Below are 20,093 nucleotides of genomic sequence, written 5' to 3'. Positions count from 1 at the left end.
TAGCGAGGCGGCGAGGAGGGCTTCGCCGCCGAGGGCGGCCGCGGCGAGGGTTCCGATCGACCGGGGCTCGACGTGACGCCGGCGTTCGGCGTCCTCGGGGGATACCGGCGGGCCGCTCGCGCTAGGCGAGACCGCTCACGAGGGGTTCGTCGATTACCTCGTGGTTCGTCAGGCGCGCCTCGACGAAGTCCCAGTCGACCTCGACGCCGAGACCGGGACCGTCCGGGATCGGGACGGTGCCGTCGTCGTTCACCCGCTCGGGGGACTCGACGAACCCCTGTGCGCTCATCCACTCGATGCCCGCCGGGTGGAGGAGTCCGTGCTCGTAGTAGTTCGTGTTGCGGATGGCGCTCATACAGTGGAGGTGCGCCGGCCCGCCGACGTGGAGTTCGACGTCGCGGCCGAACGACTCGGCGACGGCGGCGATCTTCATCGCGCCGGTGATGCCGCCGTCGAGGTGGGCGTCGGCGCGGACGAGGTCGAGCGCCTCGCCGGCGAGGTGGTTCGCCCGGGTGAACGGCCCGCCGCGGACGTGTTCGACGCCGAGGACGGGCGTGTCGAGGTCGCGGGCGAGCTGGCGGTTCATCTCCGTGCTCTCGCCGCCGTCGGCCATCGGGTCCTCGTACCAGAAGAAGTCGAGTTCGTCGAGAACGCGCCCGACCCGGAGGGCGTCGGCGTAGGTGTCGTACTCGCTCGCGGGGTCGAGCATCAGGTCCATCTCGTCGCCGACGCGCTCGGCGACCGCGCGGCAGGCGGCGACGTCCCGATCGGGGTCGCCGAAGGCGTGCAGCTTGTAGGCCGGGTAGCCGGCGTCGAGACACGTCTCGGCGAAGTCGGCGTACGCCGCCGGCGAGTCCAGCCCGCCCTCGTCGTCGGCCATGAACGTCGAGGCGTACGCCGGCACCGGCTCGCTCGTCCCGCCGAGGAGTTCTGCGACCGACGCTCCGTAGTGGTTCCCCGCGAGGTCCCACAGCGCGACGTCGATCGGCCCCATCCCGACGTGGTCGAGGTGACGCAGCGCCTTCCAGAGGTCCTGCCAGACCTCCTCGCGTTCGAGCGGGTCGCGGTCGAGCAGGTCGGCCGACGCCATCCGGATCTGCGCCAGCATCGGCGGGACGAAGTAGAAGCCGCGGTAGTGGCCCTCGAGGCCGTCGGCGGTCCGTATCGTCAGCACGAATCCCGGCGGTTCGAGCGTCTCTCCCGGGGCGTACCCCTGGTGGCCGTGTCGGGTTCCCACGTCGTCGAGTTCGTAGGTGAACTCGTGGATCTCTAGCTCGCTGATTCGCATCGTCCTCCCCTCGGGGCGGTCGAACCTAAAAGTATGCCGGGAGTGTCCGTCGAACGACGCGAAACGAACGGGGGACTGAAGGTCGGCGGCGGCGAACCCATCGGTCGATGCTCGCAGAACGATACGACGCGTTCCTGTTCGACCTCGACGGCGTCGTCGTCGTCGGCGACCGCCCCGTGACGGGTGCCGTCGAGACGCTCGACCGCCTCCGCGACCGCGGGGTCCCGATCCGCTTCGTGACGAACAACTCCCGGTCGACCCGCGAGGCGATCTGCGGGCACCTCCGCGGACTCGGGATCGAGGCGCGCACGGCGGAGCTGTTCACCGCCGCCTCGGAGACGGCCGCCCACCTCGCCGACGCGGGGGCGGAGTCGGCGTACGTCCTGGGCGGCGACGGCCTGGCCGAGGAACTGCGCCGCCACGGCCTGGAGCCCGTCGACGGGGAAGCCGTCGCCGTCGACGCCGTCGCGGTGGGACTCGACCGGTCGGCGACGTACGACGACCTGGCGACGGCGACCCGCCTCGTCCGCGACGGCGCGGCGTTCGTCGCCGCCAACGACGACGCGACCTACCCGACCGAGGGGGGCGTCGCGCCCGGAACCGGCGCGCTGGTGGCCGCCCTGCGCACCGCCACGGGGCGGGAGCCGACCGTCGTCGGCAAACCCCGGTCGGCGCTGTTCGAGCGGGCGCTGTCGGGACTCGACGGCCGCGTCGTCATGGTGGGCGACTCGCGGACCGCCGACGTCGCGGGGGCGCGCGCTGCCGGCATCGAGAGCGTCCTCGTCACCGAACACGCCCGCGAGGAGGACGACGGCCCCGAGCCGGACGCGGTCGTCTCGACCCCCGCGGGACTGTTCGAGGAGTGACGCCGGGGGCGGCCCCGGCGTCCGGAACGGGCAAACGTTAACCGTATCGGCTCGGTGGATTCTGTCATGACCGCCCAGCCCCGAACGGAGTTCGAAGCCTCGTTGCAGCGACAGGGGTCCAGCTGGACCAGGACGACGACGGAGGGGTTCGCCGACGCGGTGGCCGACGCCGTCGTCGAACCGGCCGTCGCCACCGACCTCTCGGAGTGGGGACTCGACTTCGGCGACGCCCCCGTCACCGTCGACCCGACGCCGGCGGAACTACTCGAGGCGACGACGGGCGTCGCGGGCGTCACGACGGGCATCGCCTCCTACGGGACGCTCGCGATCCCCTCGGACGCGAAGGGGACCGAGCCGGTGAGCCTCTACCCCGAGCGGCACGTCGCCGTCGTCCGGGAGAGCGACGTCGTCGCCGACGTACAGGCGGGCCTCGACCGCGTGGCGGAGGAGTTCGACGCCGAACCCGGGAGCGTCGTCTTCGCGACGGGAGCGAGTTCCACCGGCGACATGGGCGCGCTGGTCTCGGGGGTCCACGGTCCGAAACAGGTCCACGTCGTCGTCGTGGAGGACCGATGAGCGCAGAGCGACGGCTCAAGGCGGAGCGGATCCGTCACCTCCTGGAGACCGAACGGGACGCCATCCGGGAGAACACCACCCACATGAACCGCCAGCGCTACGACGCCATCGAGCGGTTCGAGCGCTACGAGGCGAGCCGCGAGGCCGCCCGGGCCATAAAGGAGGACGCCATCGAGCGCCTCCCGGAGCTGATAGACCGGGTCAGAGAGAGCGTCGAGGCCAACGGCGGGACCGTCTACGTCGCCGAGGACGCGGCGGACGCCAACCGGTACATCACGGAGGTGACCGCCGAGAAGGGCGCGGAGACGCTCGTCAAGAGCAAGTCGATGACCTCCGAAGAACTGGAGGTAAACGAGGCGCTCGAGACCGCCGGCGTCGACGTCTACGAGACGGACCTCGGCGAGTTCGTCATACAGGTGGCCGGCGAGGCCCCCTCGCACCTCGTCGGACCGTCGCTCCACAAGTCGACGGCGGCCATCGCGGAGCTGTTCAACGCGCACTTCGAGCCCGACGAACCGCTCGAGACCGCCGAGGAGTTGACGAACTTCGCGCGGGACTACCTGCTCGAGTACATCGTCGAGGCGGACGTCGGGATGACCGGCGCGAACTTCGTGCTGGCCGACAGCGGCACCGTCGTGCTCGTGACGAACGAGGGCAACGCCCGGAAGAGCGCCGTCACGCCGGACACGCACGTCGCCGTCGCCGGCGTCGAGAAGATCCTCCCGTCCATCGACGACCTCGCGCCCTTCACGGAACTCATCGGACGGGCCGCGACGGGCCAGGAGTTCCCCCAGTACCTCACGATGCTCTCGCCGCCTGTCGACTCGCCGCCGCTCGACTTCGAGTCGGACGTTCCCCTGTCGGAGGCCGAGGGCGACCGCGACTTCCACCTCGTCCTCGTCGACAACGGCCGGATGGAGATGCGCGAGGACCCACAGCTCCGCGAGACGCTCTACTGCATCCGCTGTGGAGCCTGTGCGAACACGTGCGCGAACTTCCAGCACGTCGGCGGCCACGCCTTCGGCGGCGAGACGTACACGGGCGGCATCGCCACCGGCTGGGAGGCGGGTGTCCACGGCCTCGACAGCGCAGCGGAGTTCAACGACCTCTGTACGGGCTGTAGTCGCTGTGTCAACGCCTGCCCCGTCAAGATCGACATCCCGTGGATCAACACGGTCGTCCGCGACCGGATCAACCGCGGCGAGGACGCCGAACTCGACTGGCTGGTCGAGGGGCTCACCCCCGACGCCGAACCCGGCGGGATGGACCTCGGCAAGCGCTTCTTCGGCAACTTCGGGACCGTCGCCAGGCTCGGCAGCGCCACCGCGCCGCTCTCGAACTGGGTGGCGAACGCCGGCCCCGCGCGGGCGCTCGCGGAGCGCGTCCTCGGCATCGACCGCCGGCGCGACCTGCCGAGATTCGAGCGGCAGACGCTCCGCGCGTGGTTCGACGCCCGCGGGGGCGCTGCCGTCCCGGCGGGCGACGCCGACCGCGAGGCGGTGCTCTACGCCGACCCGTACACCGACCACGTGCAGGTCGACCGCGGGAAGGCCGCGGTGCGCGTGCTGGAGGCGCTCGGCGTCCACGTTCGGATCCCGGAGGTGCCGGAGAGCGGCCGCGCGCCGCTCTCTCAGGGGATGGTGGCGACGGCGGGCGAACGCGCGAGCGAGGTCTACCGCTCCCTCGTCGAACACGTCGACGCCGGCCGCGACGTCGTCGTTATCGAGCCGTCCGACCTCGCCATGTTTCGTCAGGAGTACGAGAAGTTCCTCCCGGAGGCGTCATTCGAACGCCTCGGCGAGGCCAGCTACGAGGTGATGGAGTACGTCTACGGCCTGCTGGGCGAGGGGGCCGACGCGGGGGAACTCGCCGACGGCCGCGGCGAGGCGGTCGCGTACCACAGCCACTGCCAGCAGCGGACGCTCGGCCTCGACGCCTACACCGAGGCGGTCCTCGACGACCTCGGATTCGACGTCGTGACGTCCTCCGTCGAGTGCTGCGGGATGGCGGGGTCGTTCGGCTACAAGTCCGAGTACTACGAACTCAGCATGGACGTCGGCGGGGACCTGCAATCCGAGTTCGCCGCCCACCCGGACCGGGAGATCGTCGCCAGCGGCACCTCCTGCATCGAGCAACTGGACGCGCTGTTCGACGACGGGACGCGCCACCCCGTCGAACTGCTGGATCCCGGCCGCTAGCCCTCCGGCATCGGCGGGTCCGACAGCGCCAGCGTGTCGCCGTCTTCGAGGCGCGTCCCGCTACCGTCCACGACGGAGACGTGCCGCCCGTTCCGCATCACCACCAGCGGGTGGGGGTCGTCGTGGAGGAGCCTGTCGAGCAGTCCGGGCGCGCGCTCGTCGAGTCGCGCGACGACCGTCCTGACCGTCGCGCCCTCCTCGACGGTCATCGAGTGGGACTTCCCGCCGACCGCCTCGCCGATCGCGCCGTAGCAGTTGACGTCTACCTGCACGCCCGAGCGTAGGGTGCGACGGGTAAAGAGCGTACGCCCGTCGCTATTCCCCGACGGCCTCCTCGAAGTGGCTCCTGGCCGCCTCGGCCCCCTCGGCCAGGTAGACCATGTCGGCACCGACCTGCATGAAGTCGACGCCGGCGTCGAGCCAGCGGTCGATGTCGTCGTGATCGAGCGCGAGCATCCCCACGGGAACGTCGGCCGCGTGCGCGGCGTCGACGACGGCCGCGACGGCCGCGGTGAAGTCGTCGTCGTCCCAGTCGCCGAACGCGCCGAGCGAGGCCGAGAGGTCGCCCTGGCCGATCTGGATCGCGTCGACGCCGTCGACGGCGGCGATCTCGGCGGCGTTCTCGACGCCGCGGGCGGTCTCGATCTGGACGATCGTGACGAGGGCGTCGTTCGCGTCCCTGAAGTACGCGCCGAACGAGCGGCCGTAGTCGGAGGCGCGGGCGGGAGCGGCCCCGCGGACGCCGTCCGGGGGGTACTGCATCGCGGCGACGACGGCCGCCGCCGCCTCGGCCGTCTCGACCATCGGGAACATCAGCCCCGCCGCGCCCGCGTCGAGCACGCGCTTCACGCGTCCGGGGTCGTGGTTCGGCACGCGCACGAGCGGAGCGGTGTCGCCATCGGCGGCGTCGACGGCGCGGATGACGTCCTCGAGTTCGGAGACGCTGGTCGAGGTGTGCTCGGTGTCGACGACCACGAAGTCGAAGCCCAACTGGGCGCTGATCTCGCCGACCGCCGGGTGACCGATGGAGATCCAGTTGCCGACGACGCGCTCGCCGTCGGTCAGTGCGCGGTGAAATCGCGGGTTCATGTCCGGCCGAACTCCGGGACGACGCAAAAGCGTTGCGTCACCCCGTGACGCGTCGAGCGGACCTGAGTCGGCGACGTGAGGGGGCAGGAGGGGACCGGAAGGGGCGGGACGGAACGGAACGAGACGGGAGGTTACATACTCCCGGCGTCGGTACGGTGGGTATGGAAGTCGAGATGACGCTGTTCGGTCCGATCCGCGAGGCCGCCGGCGAGAAGACGCTCGTCCGGACGCTCCCCGACGGCGCGACGGTGGGCGACCTCGCCGACGATCTCGCGGACGACTACCCGGCGCTTTCGGGGTGGCTGTTGAACGAGGACGGCGAGGTGGACGGCGGCGTCAACGTCACCGTCAACGGGACGAACGTCAGACAGCTCGACGGGGCGGCGACGACGCTGGGGGACGGCGACGTGCTCCGGGCGGCCCCACCGGTCGTCGGCGGGCGCGAGTGAGAGAGGGACCGACGGACGCGACGCCTCAGTCGTCCGCCCGGGCGTACTCCGAGACGGTGCCGTCGGGGACGGTGCCGTCGAGGTTCCACCCGCGGAGTTCGTAGTACTCGTCGAGCGCCGACTCGAAGTCGGGGAGGTCGTACGGGAGGACGTCGTCCGCGCGGTCCATCCCGCGCTTGTTGTTGAAGTGTCGCTCCATCTCGACGACGCGCGCTCCCATCGACTTCAGGTCCTCGTAGTCACAGCCCATGAGCGTCTCGTGGACCCCCTCGTCCACGTAGTCACCTTTGTCGCCGAACGCGCAGACGATGGCGCTGTCACGGAAGGCGCAGATGTCCTCGCGCTCCTTGACCACCTCGGCCTTGCCCTCGAGGCCCTCGGGGTCGATGACGCCGTCGTACTCGAGGCGGAGCGTCGTCGTGTACATGTGATCGCCGCCGCGGTTAGCGACGGCGTAGCTCAGCCCCTGTCCGTTGAGGACGCGGCCGTCGTGGGCGGCGAACTCCATACCCTTGACCGACCAGTTCTCGACGCCGAGTTCCTCGTGGGCGCGCGCGACGCCCTCGGCGAGCAGGTCGCCGACGCCCTCGCGGTAGGCGATGTTCTCGACCGTCTCGTGGACGAGTTCGGCGTTGCCGAACTCGTCCTCGGAGGCGAGGTAGGCCGCGACCGTGTCGCCACAGGAGATGGTGTCGAGACCCAGCTCGTCGCAGAGTTCGTTCGACTGCATCACGTCGACGACGTCGCCGACGCCGCAGTTGCTCCCGAACGACATGACCGTCTCGAACTCCGGTCCCTCGGTGACGAGGCCGCTGGCCTCGTCCTTCGTCGGGAGTTTGCAGGCGAACGCGCAGACCGAACACGCCCCCTTCTTGTACTTCTTGGACTCGACGGCGTCCCCGCCGATGTCCGCGACGTGCTCGAAGGACATCTCCGAGAAGTACCGCGTCGGCAGCGAGAAGTTGTCGTTGATGAACTCGGTGCCGGCGGTCGTCCCCTGTCGCTTCATCATGTCGTCCGCGGTGGCGGCCGTGCGGTGGATCTCCGACATCGTCTCCGCGTCGAGGTCGAGGTCGGGGCGGGAGTCGCCCTCGAAGGTGACCGCCTTGACGTTCTTCGAGCCGAGCACCGCCCCGAGGCCGCCCCGGCCGAACGCGCGGCTCTCGTAGGTCATCACGCAGCCGAACCTGACGAGGTTCTCGCCGGCGGGACCGATGCAGGCGATGTTCTCGGGTGCCAGGCCGTGCTCGGCGGCCATGTACTCGGTCACCTCGGACGTCCTGGCACCCTCGAGTCGAGGCACGGCCTCGAACTCGACGCCCTCGTCGGTGACGTGTACCGCGAGCAGCTCGTCGCTGGCACCCGTTATCTCGACGACGCTGTATCCCGTGTCGGCGAACTCCCGCGACATGTAGCCGCCGGCGTTCGTCGACAGCAGGCCGTTCGTCAGCGGCGAGAGGCCGGTCATGTTCATCCGACCCGTGAAGCTCATCTGGGAGACCTGATACGGTCCCGTCGCGAAGTAGACGCGGTTCTCCGGGCCGAACGGGTCCGCGTCGAACGGGATGCGGTCGTGTGCGAGTTTGGTCGCGATCCCCCGGCCGCCGACGAACTGCGAGAGTTCGTCGTCGATGTCCGTGGTCGACGCTTCCCGTTCGCCGACGTCGACGGTCAGAAGTGGTCCTTCGGCGTGTAGCATCTCGTGGGACTATGCGGTGTGGTCACGCATAAAAATAGGGGTGTGGAACGCGGTCGCGGGGGTCGTCGGGGAGAGAGCGATCGCTTCGTCCGTGACTCGACCTCGCTCGGTCCGCCGCGGGGTGTGGCGTGATACCTATATACGTGCCGCCCGCGTCGGCGGCGACATGCACGTCACGGACGTTCGCGCCGTCCCGCTGTCGGACCCGGTGCCGGAGGAGAAGCGCCACCGGACGGACCTGGGAACCAAGGTGAAGACCGACGCCACGCTGGTCTTCGTCGAGAGCGACGACGGCACCGTCGGCGTCGGCGCGTCGCTCGGGAACCCGCCGACGATCGCGAGCATCGTCGAACACGAACTCGCGCCGCTGTTGCTCGACGAGGACCCCCTCTACACGGAGCGGCTCTGGGAGAAGATGTACGACGGGTCGCGGTGGAAGCCGTCGCTGGAGCGGGGCTACTCCCAGCCCCGGGAGGACCGCCGCGGCGTGACGCTGGAGGCCATCTCGGGGCTCGACATCGCGCTGTGGGATCTGAAGGGGAAGCTCCTCGATCAGCCGGTCTACAAACTGCTCGGTGCCGTCAGGGACGACGTTCGGGGATACGCCAGCGGCGGGTGGGCCCCCGGCGACGAGGCCGAAGCGGAGATGCGCGGCTACGTCGAGAAGGGGTTCGACGCCGTGAAGATGCGCGTCGTGGGCGAGGACGACTTCGCCATCGACCGCACGGTGCGTCGCGTGGAGGCGGCGCGGCGCGGCGTCGGCGACGACGTCGACCTGATGGTCGACGCCCACGGCTGTCTGGACGTGTCGACGGCCGTTCGCCTGGCCGATGCGCTCGAACCGTACGACGTCTCGTGGTTCGAGGAACCCGTCTCGCCCGACGACCACGCCGGGCTGGCGGAGGTCCGCCGGTCGACCACCATCCCCATCGCCACGGGCGAACGGGAGTTCACCCGCTTCGACTTCCTGAGCCTCTTCGAGGAGCGCGCCCTCGACGTCGCCCAGCCCGACGTCTCCCGCGCCGGCGGGTTCACCGAGATACGGCGGATCGCGGCGATGGCCTCCGCCCGCGGCCTGCGCGTCGCACCCCACGCGTGGGGAAGCGGCGTCCTCTTCGCGGCCAGCGTCCACCTGGCGATGGCGCTGCCGAACTGCCACGTCCTGGAGGTGAGCCAGGGACACATGCCGCTGATGAACGAGATCTTCGAGGAGGAGTACGACGTCCGCGACGGGCGCGTCCACGCCCCCGGGCGGCCCGGACTCGGGTTCACGCTTCGGGAGGACTACCGCGAGCGGTTCGAGTACGTCGAGGGACCGGAATACGTCTTCTGATAGGGAGTATCGTAGCCGGCCGGAGGCACGGTGAGCCTCGGCTGGCCGCCGGGATCGATGCTCACGGAGGGCATCGATGGGGTACTACGATACTCCCTATGAAACCGCCGGTGTGGGTATATTTATGTGCCGTGCTCCGAGACAGCGAGTCACATGAGACTCGCGAACGTCACCGCACACACCCTCTCGTCGCCCATCGACCCCCCGCAGGACCGCCGCTACGCCGGCGGCGTTCGTCGCCTCCTCAAGCGCGACTTCGTCCTCGTCGTCGTCGAGACGGCGGACGGCGACGTCGGCGTCGCCCCCGGCGGTGCCTCCAGTTCCGCGATGCGGGAGTACTTCGAGGGGGCCTCCCAGGGCGACTTCGCGAGCGTTCTCGAGGAGGTCGTCGCGCCGCACGTGACCGACGACCCGATCGACGACCCCTCGGAGATACACGAACGTATCGCGGCCGCGGGCCTCCCCGAGATGCTCGAATCGCAGGCGATCTCCGTGATCGACGTCGCGTACCACGACCTCCTCGGCAAGCGTCGGGGCGCGCCGGTCTACGACCTGCTGGCCGACGGCGAGGTGACGACCCGGTTGCCGCTCTACGCCAGCGCCGGGATGTACATGCCGCCCGAGGGCTACGCGGAGCAGGCCGCGGCGATACGGGACCGGGGGTTCGGGGGGTACAAGTACCGCCCCGGACTGGGGTACGACGACGACCTTCGGACCATCCGGCTCGTCCGCGAGGCCGTCGGCGACGGGGTGGAGATAATGGTCGACGCCCACACGTGGTGGAAGATGGGCGACGCCTCCTACTCGTTCGACGAACTCGTGGGGCTGGTGACCGAGATGGAGGCGTACGACCCCTACTGGCTGGAGGAGCCGGTGCCGCCGGCCGACTACGACGCCTACCGCGAACTCGCCGCCGAGGTGGACGTCACGCTGGCCGGCGGCGAGAGCGAGGAGTCCCCCGAGGGCCTGATCGAACTCGCGGAGACGGGCGCGGTCGGCTTCCTCCAGGGCGACGTCCGCCACCACCGCGGGTTCACCGGGTGCTGGGAGGTGGTCGAACACTGCCGCGGGACGGACGTGACGTTCCTGCCGCACAACTTCGGGACGCACCTCGGCCTGGTGGCGAACGCCCACCTCGCGGCGGCGACGCCGCTCGACGGCTACCTGGAGTACCCCGTCTTCGGCGACGACGCGGCGGGGATGTACCCCTTCCCGCTGGCCGAGGACGTCCTCGTCGACGACCTCGCCGTCGACGACGGCTACCTCGAGCTCCCGGACGGGCCCGGCCTCGGCGTCGAGGTGGACTTCGACGTGATCGAGGAGTACCCGCACGTCGAGGGGCCCTGGACCGAGTTCCTCGACGCCGATCGGTAGCCCCCGCACGCCTCCTCCCCCGAACGGCGGTCGATCGAGCGGCGGCACCGACCGCGGAACGAGAACGGATGCCGGGGCGGGACAGGACGAACCACGCGGTCGACCGCCGTCCCCCTCGTTTTATTCACATTCCCCCCATCATCATGTATATTAATCTAGAAAACAATTAAACTCCCGTAAGGTACAGAGTATCGTGGTCGGTACGGACATCCGACCCGATCTACCGATGACCCGAAACGACTCGACATCAGACTCCGACGGAGAACTGCCGATCAGTCGACGCGGATTCGTTCGTGCGTGGGGCGTCGCCGGCGCGCTGGCGGCGGCCGGCGCGGGCGTCCCGGCGGCGGCCGCCGAGACCCCGGAACTGAACCGCATCTGGACGGGCGTGCTCTCGAACCTGCCCGACAACTGGGGGAGGTGGGGCGACGACGACCAGGTCGGCGCGCTCAACTACCTCGGCGAGGAGGAGGCGTTCGCGGGGCTACGGGCGGCGATGCGCGGCGGGCCGAACCTGGAGGTGTTCCCGCTCCAGTTGCCGTACACGGGGAAGACGATCGGCGAGGGACACCCTGTGGGTGACCCGGTGTTTCCGACGCGACAGCCGGCGCGTCGGGACAACGTCGTCGACGCCCGTCACTATCGAGAGGGAGGTGCCGAACCGCTCCCCGGCGGCATGAAGTTCGCCGACGACGCGTTCGTCACTCGGCTGTTCCTGCAGGGGTCGACCCAGTACGACGCGCTGTCGCACGTCTGGTACGACCGCGTCGTCGACGAGGACGGCACCCGAGAGCCGTTGCTCTACAACGGCTTTCCGGCCGAGACGACGGCGACGCGGACGGACTACGCCGAGGGGATACCGGGGCTCAGACCCGCGAACCCGCTCCGGGAACCGTTCTCGACGGACCTCCGGCTCGAACAGATCTCCGAGACGTGGGGCTCGAGCGCGGTCGACATCGCGAACGCCGCCGACGTGGGCAGCGTCGGTCGCGGCGTCCTCCTCGACGTCGGTCGCCACAAGAAGGACGAACCGCCGTACCGCCTCGACCCCGCGGAGTGCGTCACGCTCGACGACCTGACGGCGACCGCCGAGGCCCAGGGCGTGGAGCTTCGGAAGCGCGACATCCTCCTCGTCCGAACGGGGTCGGTCGAGCGCGCCCGCGACCCCGACGCCGAGCACGTCTGGGGGACGGGCGGGCCCGAGGACCTGAACGAACCCGGCCTCTGCTTCAGCCAGGACCTCGTCGAGTTCTTCGCCGACATGGAGATCCCCGTCGTCGGCGCGGACAACCTCGCCGTCGAAAAGCTGACCACACAGACGATAGACGTCCGGGAGGACCTCCACGAGGACGTCCGGAGCGAGGTCGACTTCGGCGGTCGGGAGCGGCTCGACGTCGTCAACCCGCTCCACCCGGCGCTCATCACCAACCTCGGGATGATCGTCTGCGAGATCCTCTACCTGCAGGACCTCGCGGCGGCCTGCGCCGCGGACGGCGTCTACGACTTCCTCTACGTGGCGGCCCCGCTCAACATCGAGGGCGGCGCGGGCGCGCCGGTGAACCCGGTCGTCGTCAAAGCGTCGAGGCCCGAGGCGGCGAACGGACGGTTCGGGGACGGAGACGGGGAGCGAGGGGGCGCGGCGGGCGACTGACGCCGACGGCGAGCCCCTCCGTGTCCCCACCGGGGCCCGCGGTTCTCGACGGGGGTTGTGCGGGACTGAACGGAACAACACTGACCCGCCTCGTCCGTCGTCGCTCGCCGCGGAGCGCGCTGGGCCCGTCGTCGCCGAGTCCGTCCCCGATCGCCGGGTCGCGTCTTGATAAAGTATAACTCGGTCGCGCGGAAGCGTTCACTCGATGACGAAACCCGACAATCGGCCGTTCGGAGGGGTCCTCTGCCCCCTCGTCACGCCGTTTCGCGACGGTGCGATCGCGTACGACGACCTCGAAGCGCTCGTCGAGCACGTGCTCGACGGCGGCGTCACCGGGCTCGTCCCGTGCGGGACGACCGGCGAGTTCGCCAGCCTCGGGGACGACGAGTACCGCGCCGTGATCGAGACGACGGTCGAGTGCGCCGACGGTGCGCCGGTGATGGCCGGTACCGCACACACCAGCGTCGAGGGCACGCTCGACCGCGTCTCGTTCGCCGCGGACGCGGGGGCGGACGCCGCGCTCGTCACGCTTCCGTACTTCCACACGGCCAACGATCCGGCGGGGAACGAGGCGTTCGTCTCCGCCGTGGCGGACGACGCGCCGCTCCCGATCTACCTCTACAACATCCCCGCCTGCACCGGCCAGGAGATCCCGCCGTCCGTCGTCGAAGCGGTCGCGGACCGCGACTCGATCGCGGGGCTGAAGGACTCGGGCGGCGACTTCAACTACTTCGGCGAACTGGTCCGCCGGACGCCCGACTCCTTCCAGCTGTTCCAGGGGTTCGACAGCCACCTCGTCCCCGCGCTCGTCTTCGGCGGGACCGGCGGCATCAACGCGCTGTCGAACGTCGTCCCGGAGGTGTTCGCCGCCGCGTACGAGGCGGCGACGGACGGCGACGTCGAGGCGGCCCGCAGGATTCACCGGAGGGCCATCGCGCCGCTGTTCCAGCAGTGTGTCGCACACGGCTTCGCCCCCGCGACGAAGGCGGGACTCCTCGCGCGTGACGTCATCTCGTCGGACGCGGTCCGTCCGCCGCTCGTCGAACTCGACGGGGACGCGACGGCCGACGTCGCGGCCTCGGTGGACGCCGCCCTCGCCGCGCGCGAGTGAGGGCGCTCGCGACGCGACGCACCCCGAACCGGGTCCGATCGCCCGCGAGAGCAAAGATATATCCGACCTCGTGGAGTGGCCACGCGGTACCGAGACACATGACGACGAACACTGCGGTAACACACGTGGCGTGTCGGTCCTGCGGCGAGCGGTACGACCTCGACACGACCGACTTCCCCTGCCGGGAGTGCGGCGGCATACTGGACTTTCGGTACGACTACGAGTCGGTGGCGATCGAGCGAACCGACTGGGAGGAGCGCCACGGATCGATGTGGAAGTACCGTGAACTCCTGCCCGTTCGGGACGGTGACGCGATCGTCTCGATGGGCGAGGGGGTGACCCCGCTGATCGACTGCCCGCAGTTGGCCGAGGAACTCGGCGTGGGGTCGCTCCTCGTGAAGGACGAGGGGCAGAACCCGACGAACACGTTCAAGGACCGGGGGCAGTCGGCGGCGATGTCGGGCGCGATAGAGCAGGGCGCGGAGGCGGTCGGCCTCCCGTCGGCGGGCAACGCCGGTCAGTCGGCCAGCGCCTACGCCGCCCGGGCGGGGCTGCCGTGTCACGTCTACCTCAACCACCAGGCGGGGAGCGTCAAGAAGGACCTCGTCGAGGCTCACGGCGCGACGCTCCACCTCTCCGACGGGAAGATATCCTCCGCGGGGGCCGCGTTCAACGAGGCTCGCGAGGAGGAGGGCCTGTACTCCGTGGCGACGTTCCAGACGCCCTACCGACACGAGGGGAAGAAGACGATGGGCTTCGAGCTGTTCGAGGCGCTCGACTGGACGTCGCCGGACCACGTCGTCTACCCGACCGGCGGCGGGGTCGGGCTCATCGGCATCTGGAAGGCGTATCGAGAACTCCTCGAACTCGGGTGGCTCGACGAGGAACGCCCGCCGCGACTGGACGTCGCCCAGGCCGAGGGCGTCGCGCCCGTCGTCCGGGCGATCGAAGCGGGCGAGGCCGAACACCGCCCGTGGGAGAACCCGGAGTCGATCGCCCGCGGCGTCGAGATCCCCGACCCCGGCGCGTCGGCGTGGATGCTCGAGGCGGTGTACGAGTCCGGCGGCACGGGCGTCGCGGTGTCGGACGACGCGGCCGTCGAGGCGGCGCTGACGATGGCCCGGCGCGACGGCGTCGAGATGTGCGTCACGGCCGCCGTCGCCCTCGCGGGGGCGATGGAGCTGGCCGACCGCGGCGTCTTCGACGAGGACGACGAGGTCGTCGTCATCAACACGGGTGCGGGGTGCAAGACCGCGAACGCGCTCGGCGAGGCGAGTCGGGCCTGACCCGGTCTCCGCGTCGCCGCAGGTAGTGCGGCCTCCCGGCCTACCGGCCGGCCTCGACCGCCTCGGCGAGACCACGCATGTAGCCGATGGCGAACAGTCGCCCGAGCGTGTGGTATCCGGGATTGCTGTTGTCCTCGCCGGCCATCGTCGGCACGTGATCGGGGCGCATCACGCCGTCGAACCCGACGTCGTCGTACGCTTCCATCGCCGCGAGCATGTCGGTCGGCCCGTCGTCGTGCCAGGTCTCGACGAACCGGTCCGCGTCGCCCTCGACGTCGCGGAAGTGGACGAAGTTGATGCGGTCGCCGAAGTGGCGGATCGTCTCCGGGACGTCGACGCCCATCGCCGCGAAGTTGCCCTGGCAGAACGTCAACCCGTTGTACTCGCTGTCGTAGGCGTCGAGGACGCGGTCGTAGGCGTCGACGCTCCGGACGATGCGCGTCATGCCCCGGACCGTCGGGCGCGGCGGGTCGTCGGGGTGGAGCGCGAGTTTGACGCCCGCCTCCTCCGCGACGGGGACGACCGCCTCGAGGAAGTACTCGAGAGCCTCCCAGAGGTCCTCCTCGGTCGCCCTGGCGGCGTCGACGTCGGGGCCGCCCCGCATCAGTTCGTGATCGAAGCCGGTGACGAGCGACCCGCCGCGGGACTCGACGTGCGCCTCGGGGCGCGCCCAGCGCACGCCGGCCATCCAGTCGTAGGCGACGACGGGAACGCCGACCTCGCCGCAGTCGCGCAGGAACCGCTGGAACACCTCGATGTCCTCGTCGCGGCCCTCCCGACCGAGGCGGACGCGGTCTGAGATCGGAACGCTCCCCTCCAGGACGGAGAAGGAGAGGCCGTCCCCCTCGAGCCAGTTTCGCAGCCCGAGCAGGTCGTCGTAGCTCCAGTGGGTCTTGCCGTCGCCGATCTCGAGCGGGTGGATGACGGCGTCGGTGACGCCCATCTGTTTCGCGAGTTCCCACCGCTCGTCCGGTTCCGGCGGGAGTATCAGTGCTGGGGTGAGCATCGGTGGCGGACGGTACAGGGGCCCCCTATAAACCGATTTCGCGACGCCTGCGGGCGACACGCGGCGACGGACTCGTTCGCTCGTCGAACGTTCGCTCGTCGAACCGCTCCGCGGGCGTCGATGCGTTCACCGCCGCCGGGGGACGTCCGCCGATCCGCGCAGCGCGGACAGGCAGGCGGCGATCGTCCCCGCCGACCCGAACGCGCCCGCCTTGGTGACGAGCGCCGTCCCGTCGGCGCGCCCGCCGCTCACCGTACCGAACGGGATCCCCGGCTCGACCTCGCGGCCCGTCAGGCGGACGCCCCGCCCGCCGAGGGCGTCCACGGTCTCGATCGCCACCGCGCCGCCGGTGACGAAGAGGCCGCCGGGCGGTCGGCGCGTCCACACGTCCGTCGCCGTCCTCGCCAGCGCCTCGGCGACGCGGTCGCGGACCTCCCGGTCGTCGACGCCCCGTTCCGCGCCGTAGTCGAGCGCCCGGTCGACGTCGCCGGCAGACAGGACGGAGGCGACGACCGCGATGCCCCTCGACGCCAACGATTCGGCGCATCGCTCGCCGGCCGCAACCGCGGCCGCCGCGGAGTCCTCGACCGCTCGCTCGAGGTCCAGCGGGACGAGGGACTCCCCCGACAGCGCGTTCACCTGTTCGAGGGTCGTCGGACTCGCGCTGCCGACGACCCCGAGCACCTCGCGGTCGCCCGCCGGATCGACGGGCGACGGGTTCGTCCCCGCGCCGGGCAGGTCGACCGCTCCGGCGAGGCCCGCGCTCCCGACGTAGACGGCCGACCGGGAGGAGTCGGCGACGCCGCGGGCGACGGCGTCGAGGTGGACGTCGTGGACGGCGTCGCAGACGACGACGCCGGGAGCGTCGATCGCGTCGAGCGCCTCGGCGATCGCGGACGCGCCGGCGGCGACCGTGTCGACCCCGAGGTGGCGTACCGGCGTCCCGCAGTCGGCGAGCAGTGTCGGCACGTGCGGCGACGACACCGGCTTGTCTGCGTCGCGGCCGGCGGCCGTCTCGGTGACGAGCGCTCCGTCGACGAGGTGGTACCCGCACGCCGTCGTCCGGCCGTTGGCCGGGAACGCGGGCGCGACGACGGCCAGGTCGGCGTCCGTCGCGCGCAGGGCGGCCTCGATCTCCGCCGCGAGGTTACCGCGCAGCGTCGAGTCGACCTTCTTGTAGACGACGTGGCCGCGCCGCGTCTCGAGCGCGGCCGAGACCGCCTCCCTCGCGTCCGTACGCGAGCGGTACCGCGAATCGGTGTTGACGACCAGCACGTCCGTCCCGTCGGGGTCGAACGCCTCGCGGACGGTGACCGTGGTCGCGTAGCCGCGCCGGGCGAACTCGTGGCCGGTGTCCATCGCTCCCGTCAGGTCGTCGGCGACGACTAGCCCCTGGTACGTCTGCATAGCGTCGGGTTCGAGGGTCGCGGACAAAAAACGCACTCACCCGTCCCGGTGAGCGAAAGGCTATTGTCCCCGCTTCCGAATATCAGCCCCGATGCCACCGACTTTCACCGGATTCAGGCGCGACGACGGGCGCGTCGGCGTCCGAAATCACGTCGCCGTGGTCCCGACGTCGGTCGCGGCGTCAGGCGTCGCCTCGCGCGTCGCGAGCGAGGCCGGCGCGTGGGCCCGCGCGACGCCGCACCAGATGGGCACCACGCAGCCCGCCGAGACGCGCGAACAGACCGAACGCGTCCTCGTCGGCGTCGGGCGCAACCCGAACGTCGGCGCGGCGCTCGTCGTCGAACTCGGTACCGAGGACGTCGACGCCGACGCGATCGCCGACCGCATCGCCGGTACCGGCAAGCCGGTCGAGACGCTCTCGATCCGCGAGTGCGGCGGCACGCGGGCCGCCCTCCGGGCGGGCGTCGAGACGGCCGCCGATCTCGAGGACGCCGTCGGTGACGCCCGCCGCGAGGAGGCCGACGCGAGCGAACTCGTCTTCGGCGTCGAGTGCGGCGGTAGCGACGCCACCAGCGGCATCGCGGCCAACCCCGCGGTCGGGAACGCCTGCGACCGCCTCGTCGAGGACGGCGGCACCGCCTGCTTCAGCGAGACGCCGGAGTTCATCGGCGCGGAGCACATCCTCGCCGACCGCGCGGCCGACGACGAGGTGCGAGAGCGACTGCTCGCGTTCGTCGAACGGCGCGAGAACCTCGCGAGGATGATGGGCGTCGACATCCGCGGCGCACAGCCCTCCCCGGGTAACCAGGAGGGGGGACTGACCACCATCGAGGAGAAGAGCCTCGGAGCCATCGCCAAGGGCGGCACGACGCCGGTCAACGGTATCGTCGGCTACGCCCACGACCTCCCGGTCGGCGGCGGGCTCGTCCTCATGGACACGCCCGGCTACGACGTCGAGAGCGTCGTCGGCAAGGTCGCCGGCGGCGCGCAGGTGATCGCGTTCACCACCGGCCGCGGCAGCACGACGGGCAACCCCATCGCGCCCGTCATCAAGGTCACCGGCAACCCGAAGACCTGGGCGAAGATGTCGAACAACATGGACGTCAACGCAAGCACCGTCATCGGCGGGGAGTCGCTCTCGGCCGTCGGCGAGCGGACGTACGAGAAACTGCTGTCCGTCGCCGACGGCGAGCCGACGGAGGCCGAGCGTCGCCGCCTCGAGGAGTTCGCCATCAACGAGATACAGCCGAACGAGATCGCCGAACTCGGGACGGGGGTCCGGCCGTGAAGGGCGAGGTCCTCGACGACGTCGCGCTGCTGATGACGACCGACGACGTCGTCGCCACCGCCATCGACGACCTCGAGGCGGGACGCGAAGTCGACGTCGGCGACCGGACGCTCGTCCTCGGAGAGGACGTCGAGTTCGGCCACAAGTTCGCGCTGGTCGACCTGGCGACGGGCGAGGACGTCGTCAAGTACGGCGAGGTGATCGGTCGCGCGAGCGAGCCCATCGCCGCGGGCGACTGGGTCCACGTCCACAACTGCGAGAGCACCCGGGGGCGGGGCGACCTCGAGATCGCCGAGGGGGGTGAGTCGGCGTGAGCGCCGAAAACGACCTCGAATCGGCCCCGGAGGCCGGGCAGTTCGAGGGGTTCGAGCGACCGGACGGGAGCGTCGGCGTGCGCAACGCCGTGCTCGTCCTGCCGTCGGTCATCTGCTCGCACGTGGTCGCCGACCGCATCGCCGACGCCGTCCCCGAGGCGGTCAGCACGCCCCACGGGCACGGCTGCGCCCAGATCGGTAGCGACAACGACCAGACGCGTCGGACGTTCCTCGGTCTCGGTTCGAACCCGAACGTCGCGGGAACCGTCGTCGTCGGCCTCGGCTGCGAGGTGCTCCAGTCCGAGGACGTGGCGGCCCGGCTCGCCGAGCGCGACGTCCCCGTGCGCGAACTCTCGATCCAGGGCGTCGGCGGCACCGACGAGTGCGTCGAGGAGGGCGTTCGGCACGTGCGCGACCTCCGCCGCGTCGCCCGCGAGACGGCCCGGACGAGGGCGCACCTCGGCGACCTCACCGTGGGCGTCGTCAGCAGCGACCTCGACGACTCGACGGTCGGGGAGGCCGACCCGCTGGTCGGCCGGCTCGTCGAGGCAGTCGTCGAGGCCGGCGGTCGCGTCGTCGTCGCCGGCAACGAGCGCCTGACCGCTCACCCGGACGCGGCGCGGGCGGCTGCCGCCACCGACGCCGTGGCCGACGCGATGGACGCGCTGTTCGCCCGCCACCGCGGCTACCCCGCGAAGGCGACCCGCGTCGCCGCCGAGGCGAGCGGGATGGCCTTCGAGGACGCCACTCGCTCGTGGGGCGGGCTGCCGGTCAACGAGGTCGTCGACTACGGCGATCGGGTCACCGTCGACTCCGGGGTGGCCGTCCTCGACGCGCCCTCGCGGTTCGAAGAGGCCGCCACGGGACTGGCGGCCGCCGGCGCGCAACTCGTCGTCCACGTCACCGCCGACGGCATCCCCGCGGGCCACCCCGTCGTCCCGGTGGTGAAGGTGTCCGGCGACGCGGCGACGGTCGACGCGCTCGCCGAGGACATCGACGTCGACGCTCGTCGCGTCGACGGCGCGACGTTCCGCGAGCGACTGCTCGCGGTGGCGGACGGGGCCCCGTCCCGCGCCGAGCGACACGGCCTGACGCAGTTCGCCATCACCCGCGTCGGCCCCTCCATGTAGCCGAGCCGGCGACACTCCCGGACGCCGA

At 70.9% G+C, this 20,093-nt stretch carries 18 protein-coding genes; 12 read left to right on the top strand and 6 right to left on the bottom strand.

The features are described from left to right. Positions 1–121 precede the first annotated feature (121 nt). Positions 122–1,288 (bottom strand): enolase C-terminal domain-like protein, encoded by a 1,167-nt coding sequence (locus NKI68_RS18975; RefSeq protein WP_254546868.1) that lies wholly within the window; start codon positions 1,286–1,288, stop codon positions 122–124. A gap of 107 nt (positions 1,289–1,395) precedes the next feature. On the opposite strand from NKI68_RS18975, the gene NKI68_RS18970 reads away from it, so the two are divergent. The 3 genes from NKI68_RS18970 (at position 1,396) to NKI68_RS18960 (ending at position 4,928) form a co-directional block, all read left to right on the top strand. Further along, positions 1,396–2,154: an HAD-IIA family hydrolase gene (locus tag NKI68_RS18970; protein ID WP_254546867.1), complete on the top strand. Its 759-nt coding sequence runs from the start codon at positions 1,396–1,398 to the stop codon at positions 2,152–2,154. Positions 2,155–2,220: 66 nt separating this feature from the next. Continuing rightward, entirely contained in the window at positions 2,221–2,730 is a 510-nt protein-coding gene (locus NKI68_RS18965) for an LUD domain-containing protein (RefSeq protein ID WP_254546866.1), read from the top strand. After that, positions 2,727–4,928 (top strand): LUD domain-containing protein, encoded by a 2,202-nt coding sequence (locus tag NKI68_RS18960; protein ID WP_254546865.1) that lies wholly within the window; start codon positions 2,727–2,729, stop codon positions 4,926–4,928. Before NKI68_RS18965 ends, NKI68_RS18960 begins: the two co-directional genes overlap by 4 nt. Here the strand turns inward: NKI68_RS18960 and NKI68_RS18955 are convergent. Together NKI68_RS18955 and NKI68_RS18950 are read right to left on the bottom strand one after the other, a co-directional pair. After that, positions 4,925–5,200: a MoaD/ThiS family protein gene (locus tag NKI68_RS18955; RefSeq protein ID WP_254546864.1), complete on the bottom strand. Its 276-nt coding sequence runs from the start codon at positions 5,198–5,200 to the stop codon at positions 4,925–4,927. The two genes, NKI68_RS18960 and NKI68_RS18955, sit on opposite strands and share 4 nt — an antisense overlap. 43 nt (positions 5,201–5,243) lie before the next feature. Continuing rightward, a complete protein-coding gene (locus NKI68_RS18950; protein WP_254546863.1) occupies positions 5,244–6,017 on the bottom strand; it encodes an HpcH/HpaI aldolase family protein in 774 nt (257 codons plus the stop codon). A 161-nt stretch (positions 6,018–6,178) separates the two neighbouring features. Here NKI68_RS18950 and NKI68_RS18945 point away from each other — a divergent pair, with 161 nt between their 5' ends. Then, positions 6,179–6,466, top strand: a complete 288-nt coding sequence (locus NKI68_RS18945) for a ubiquitin-like small modifier protein 1 (RefSeq protein WP_254546862.1) — start codon at positions 6,179–6,181, stop codon at positions 6,464–6,466. Between the two features lie 25 nt (positions 6,467–6,491). Here NKI68_RS18945 and NKI68_RS18940 read toward each other — a convergent pair whose 3' ends face one another. Beyond that, positions 6,492–8,165: an aldehyde ferredoxin oxidoreductase family protein gene (locus tag NKI68_RS18940; RefSeq protein ID WP_254546861.1), complete on the bottom strand. Its 1,674-nt coding sequence runs from the start codon at positions 8,163–8,165 to the stop codon at positions 6,492–6,494. Positions 8,166–8,331: 166 nt separating this feature from the next. Here NKI68_RS18940 and NKI68_RS18935 point away from each other — a divergent pair, with 166 nt between their 5' ends. The 5 genes from NKI68_RS18935 to NKI68_RS18915 all read left to right on the top strand — a co-directional run bounded on the left by NKI68_RS18935 (position 8,332) and on the right by NKI68_RS18915 (position 14,920). Further along, positions 8,332–9,498 (top strand): mandelate racemase/muconate lactonizing enzyme family protein, encoded by a 1,167-nt coding sequence (locus tag NKI68_RS18935; protein WP_254546860.1) that lies wholly within the window; start codon positions 8,332–8,334, stop codon positions 9,496–9,498. Between the two features lie 153 nt (positions 9,499–9,651). After that, on the top strand, positions 9,652–10,872 hold the full coding sequence (locus tag NKI68_RS18930; protein WP_254546859.1) for a mandelate racemase/muconate lactonizing enzyme family protein: 1,221 nt from the start codon (positions 9,652–9,654) through the stop codon (positions 10,870–10,872). Positions 10,873–11,098: 226 nt separating this feature from the next. Continuing rightward, complete coding sequence (locus NKI68_RS18925) at positions 11,099–12,523, top strand: cyclase family protein (protein ID WP_254546858.1); 1,425 nt, start codon at positions 11,099–11,101, stop codon at positions 12,521–12,523. 205 nt (positions 12,524–12,728) lie between these two features. Next, positions 12,729–13,634 carry a dihydrodipicolinate synthase family protein gene (locus tag NKI68_RS18920; RefSeq protein WP_254546857.1) on the top strand — a complete coding sequence of 302 codons (906 nt, stop codon included), beginning with the start codon at positions 12,729–12,731 and terminating at the stop codon, positions 13,632–13,634. A 98-nt stretch (positions 13,635–13,732) separates the two neighbouring features. Continuing rightward, the gene (locus NKI68_RS18915; RefSeq protein ID WP_256562707.1) at positions 13,733–14,920 is read left to right on the top strand and encodes a threonine synthase; all 1,188 of its coding nucleotides are present in this window, start codon (positions 13,733–13,735) and stop codon (positions 14,918–14,920) included. Positions 14,921–14,960: 40 nt separating this feature from the next. On the opposite strand, the gene NKI68_RS18910 is transcribed toward NKI68_RS18915, so the two are convergent. Continuing rightward, the gene (locus NKI68_RS18910; RefSeq protein WP_254546855.1) at positions 14,961–15,926 is read right to left on the bottom strand and encodes a mannonate dehydratase; all 966 of its coding nucleotides are present in this window, start codon (positions 15,924–15,926) and stop codon (positions 14,961–14,963) included. Between the two features lie 126 nt (positions 15,927–16,052). Continuing rightward, positions 16,053–17,333, bottom strand: a complete 1,281-nt coding sequence (locus tag NKI68_RS18905; RefSeq protein ID WP_254546854.1) for a four-carbon acid sugar kinase family protein — start codon at positions 17,331–17,333, stop codon at positions 16,053–16,055. 91 nt (positions 17,334–17,424) lie between these two features. Here NKI68_RS18905 and NKI68_RS18900 point away from each other — a divergent pair, with 91 nt between their 5' ends. The 3 genes from NKI68_RS18900 to NKI68_RS18890 are packed head-to-tail and all read left to right on the top strand — an operon-like array spanning position 17,425 to position 20,065. Then, positions 17,425–18,621, top strand: a complete 1,197-nt coding sequence (locus tag NKI68_RS18900; RefSeq protein WP_254546853.1) for a UxaA family hydrolase — start codon at positions 17,425–17,427, stop codon at positions 18,619–18,621. Next, positions 18,618–18,935 carry a UxaA family hydrolase gene (locus NKI68_RS18895; RefSeq protein WP_254546852.1) on the top strand — a complete coding sequence of 106 codons (318 nt, stop codon included), beginning with the start codon at positions 18,618–18,620 and terminating at the stop codon, positions 18,933–18,935. Before NKI68_RS18900 ends, NKI68_RS18895 begins: the two co-directional genes overlap by 4 nt. After that, complete coding sequence (locus NKI68_RS18890; protein WP_254546851.1) at positions 18,932–20,065, top strand: UxaA family hydrolase; 1,134 nt, start codon at positions 18,932–18,934, stop codon at positions 20,063–20,065. Before NKI68_RS18895 ends, NKI68_RS18890 begins: the two co-directional genes overlap by 4 nt. Positions 20,066–20,093: the final 28 nt, after the last annotated feature.

Origin of the sequence: Halomarina pelagica (assembly GCF_024228315.1) — an archaeon.
In the GTDB taxonomy this organism is placed as follows: Archaea; Halobacteriota; Halobacteria; order Halobacteriales; family Haloarculaceae; genus Halomarina; species Halomarina pelagica.
This window is presented reverse-complemented; position numbering and strand designations above follow the sequence as displayed.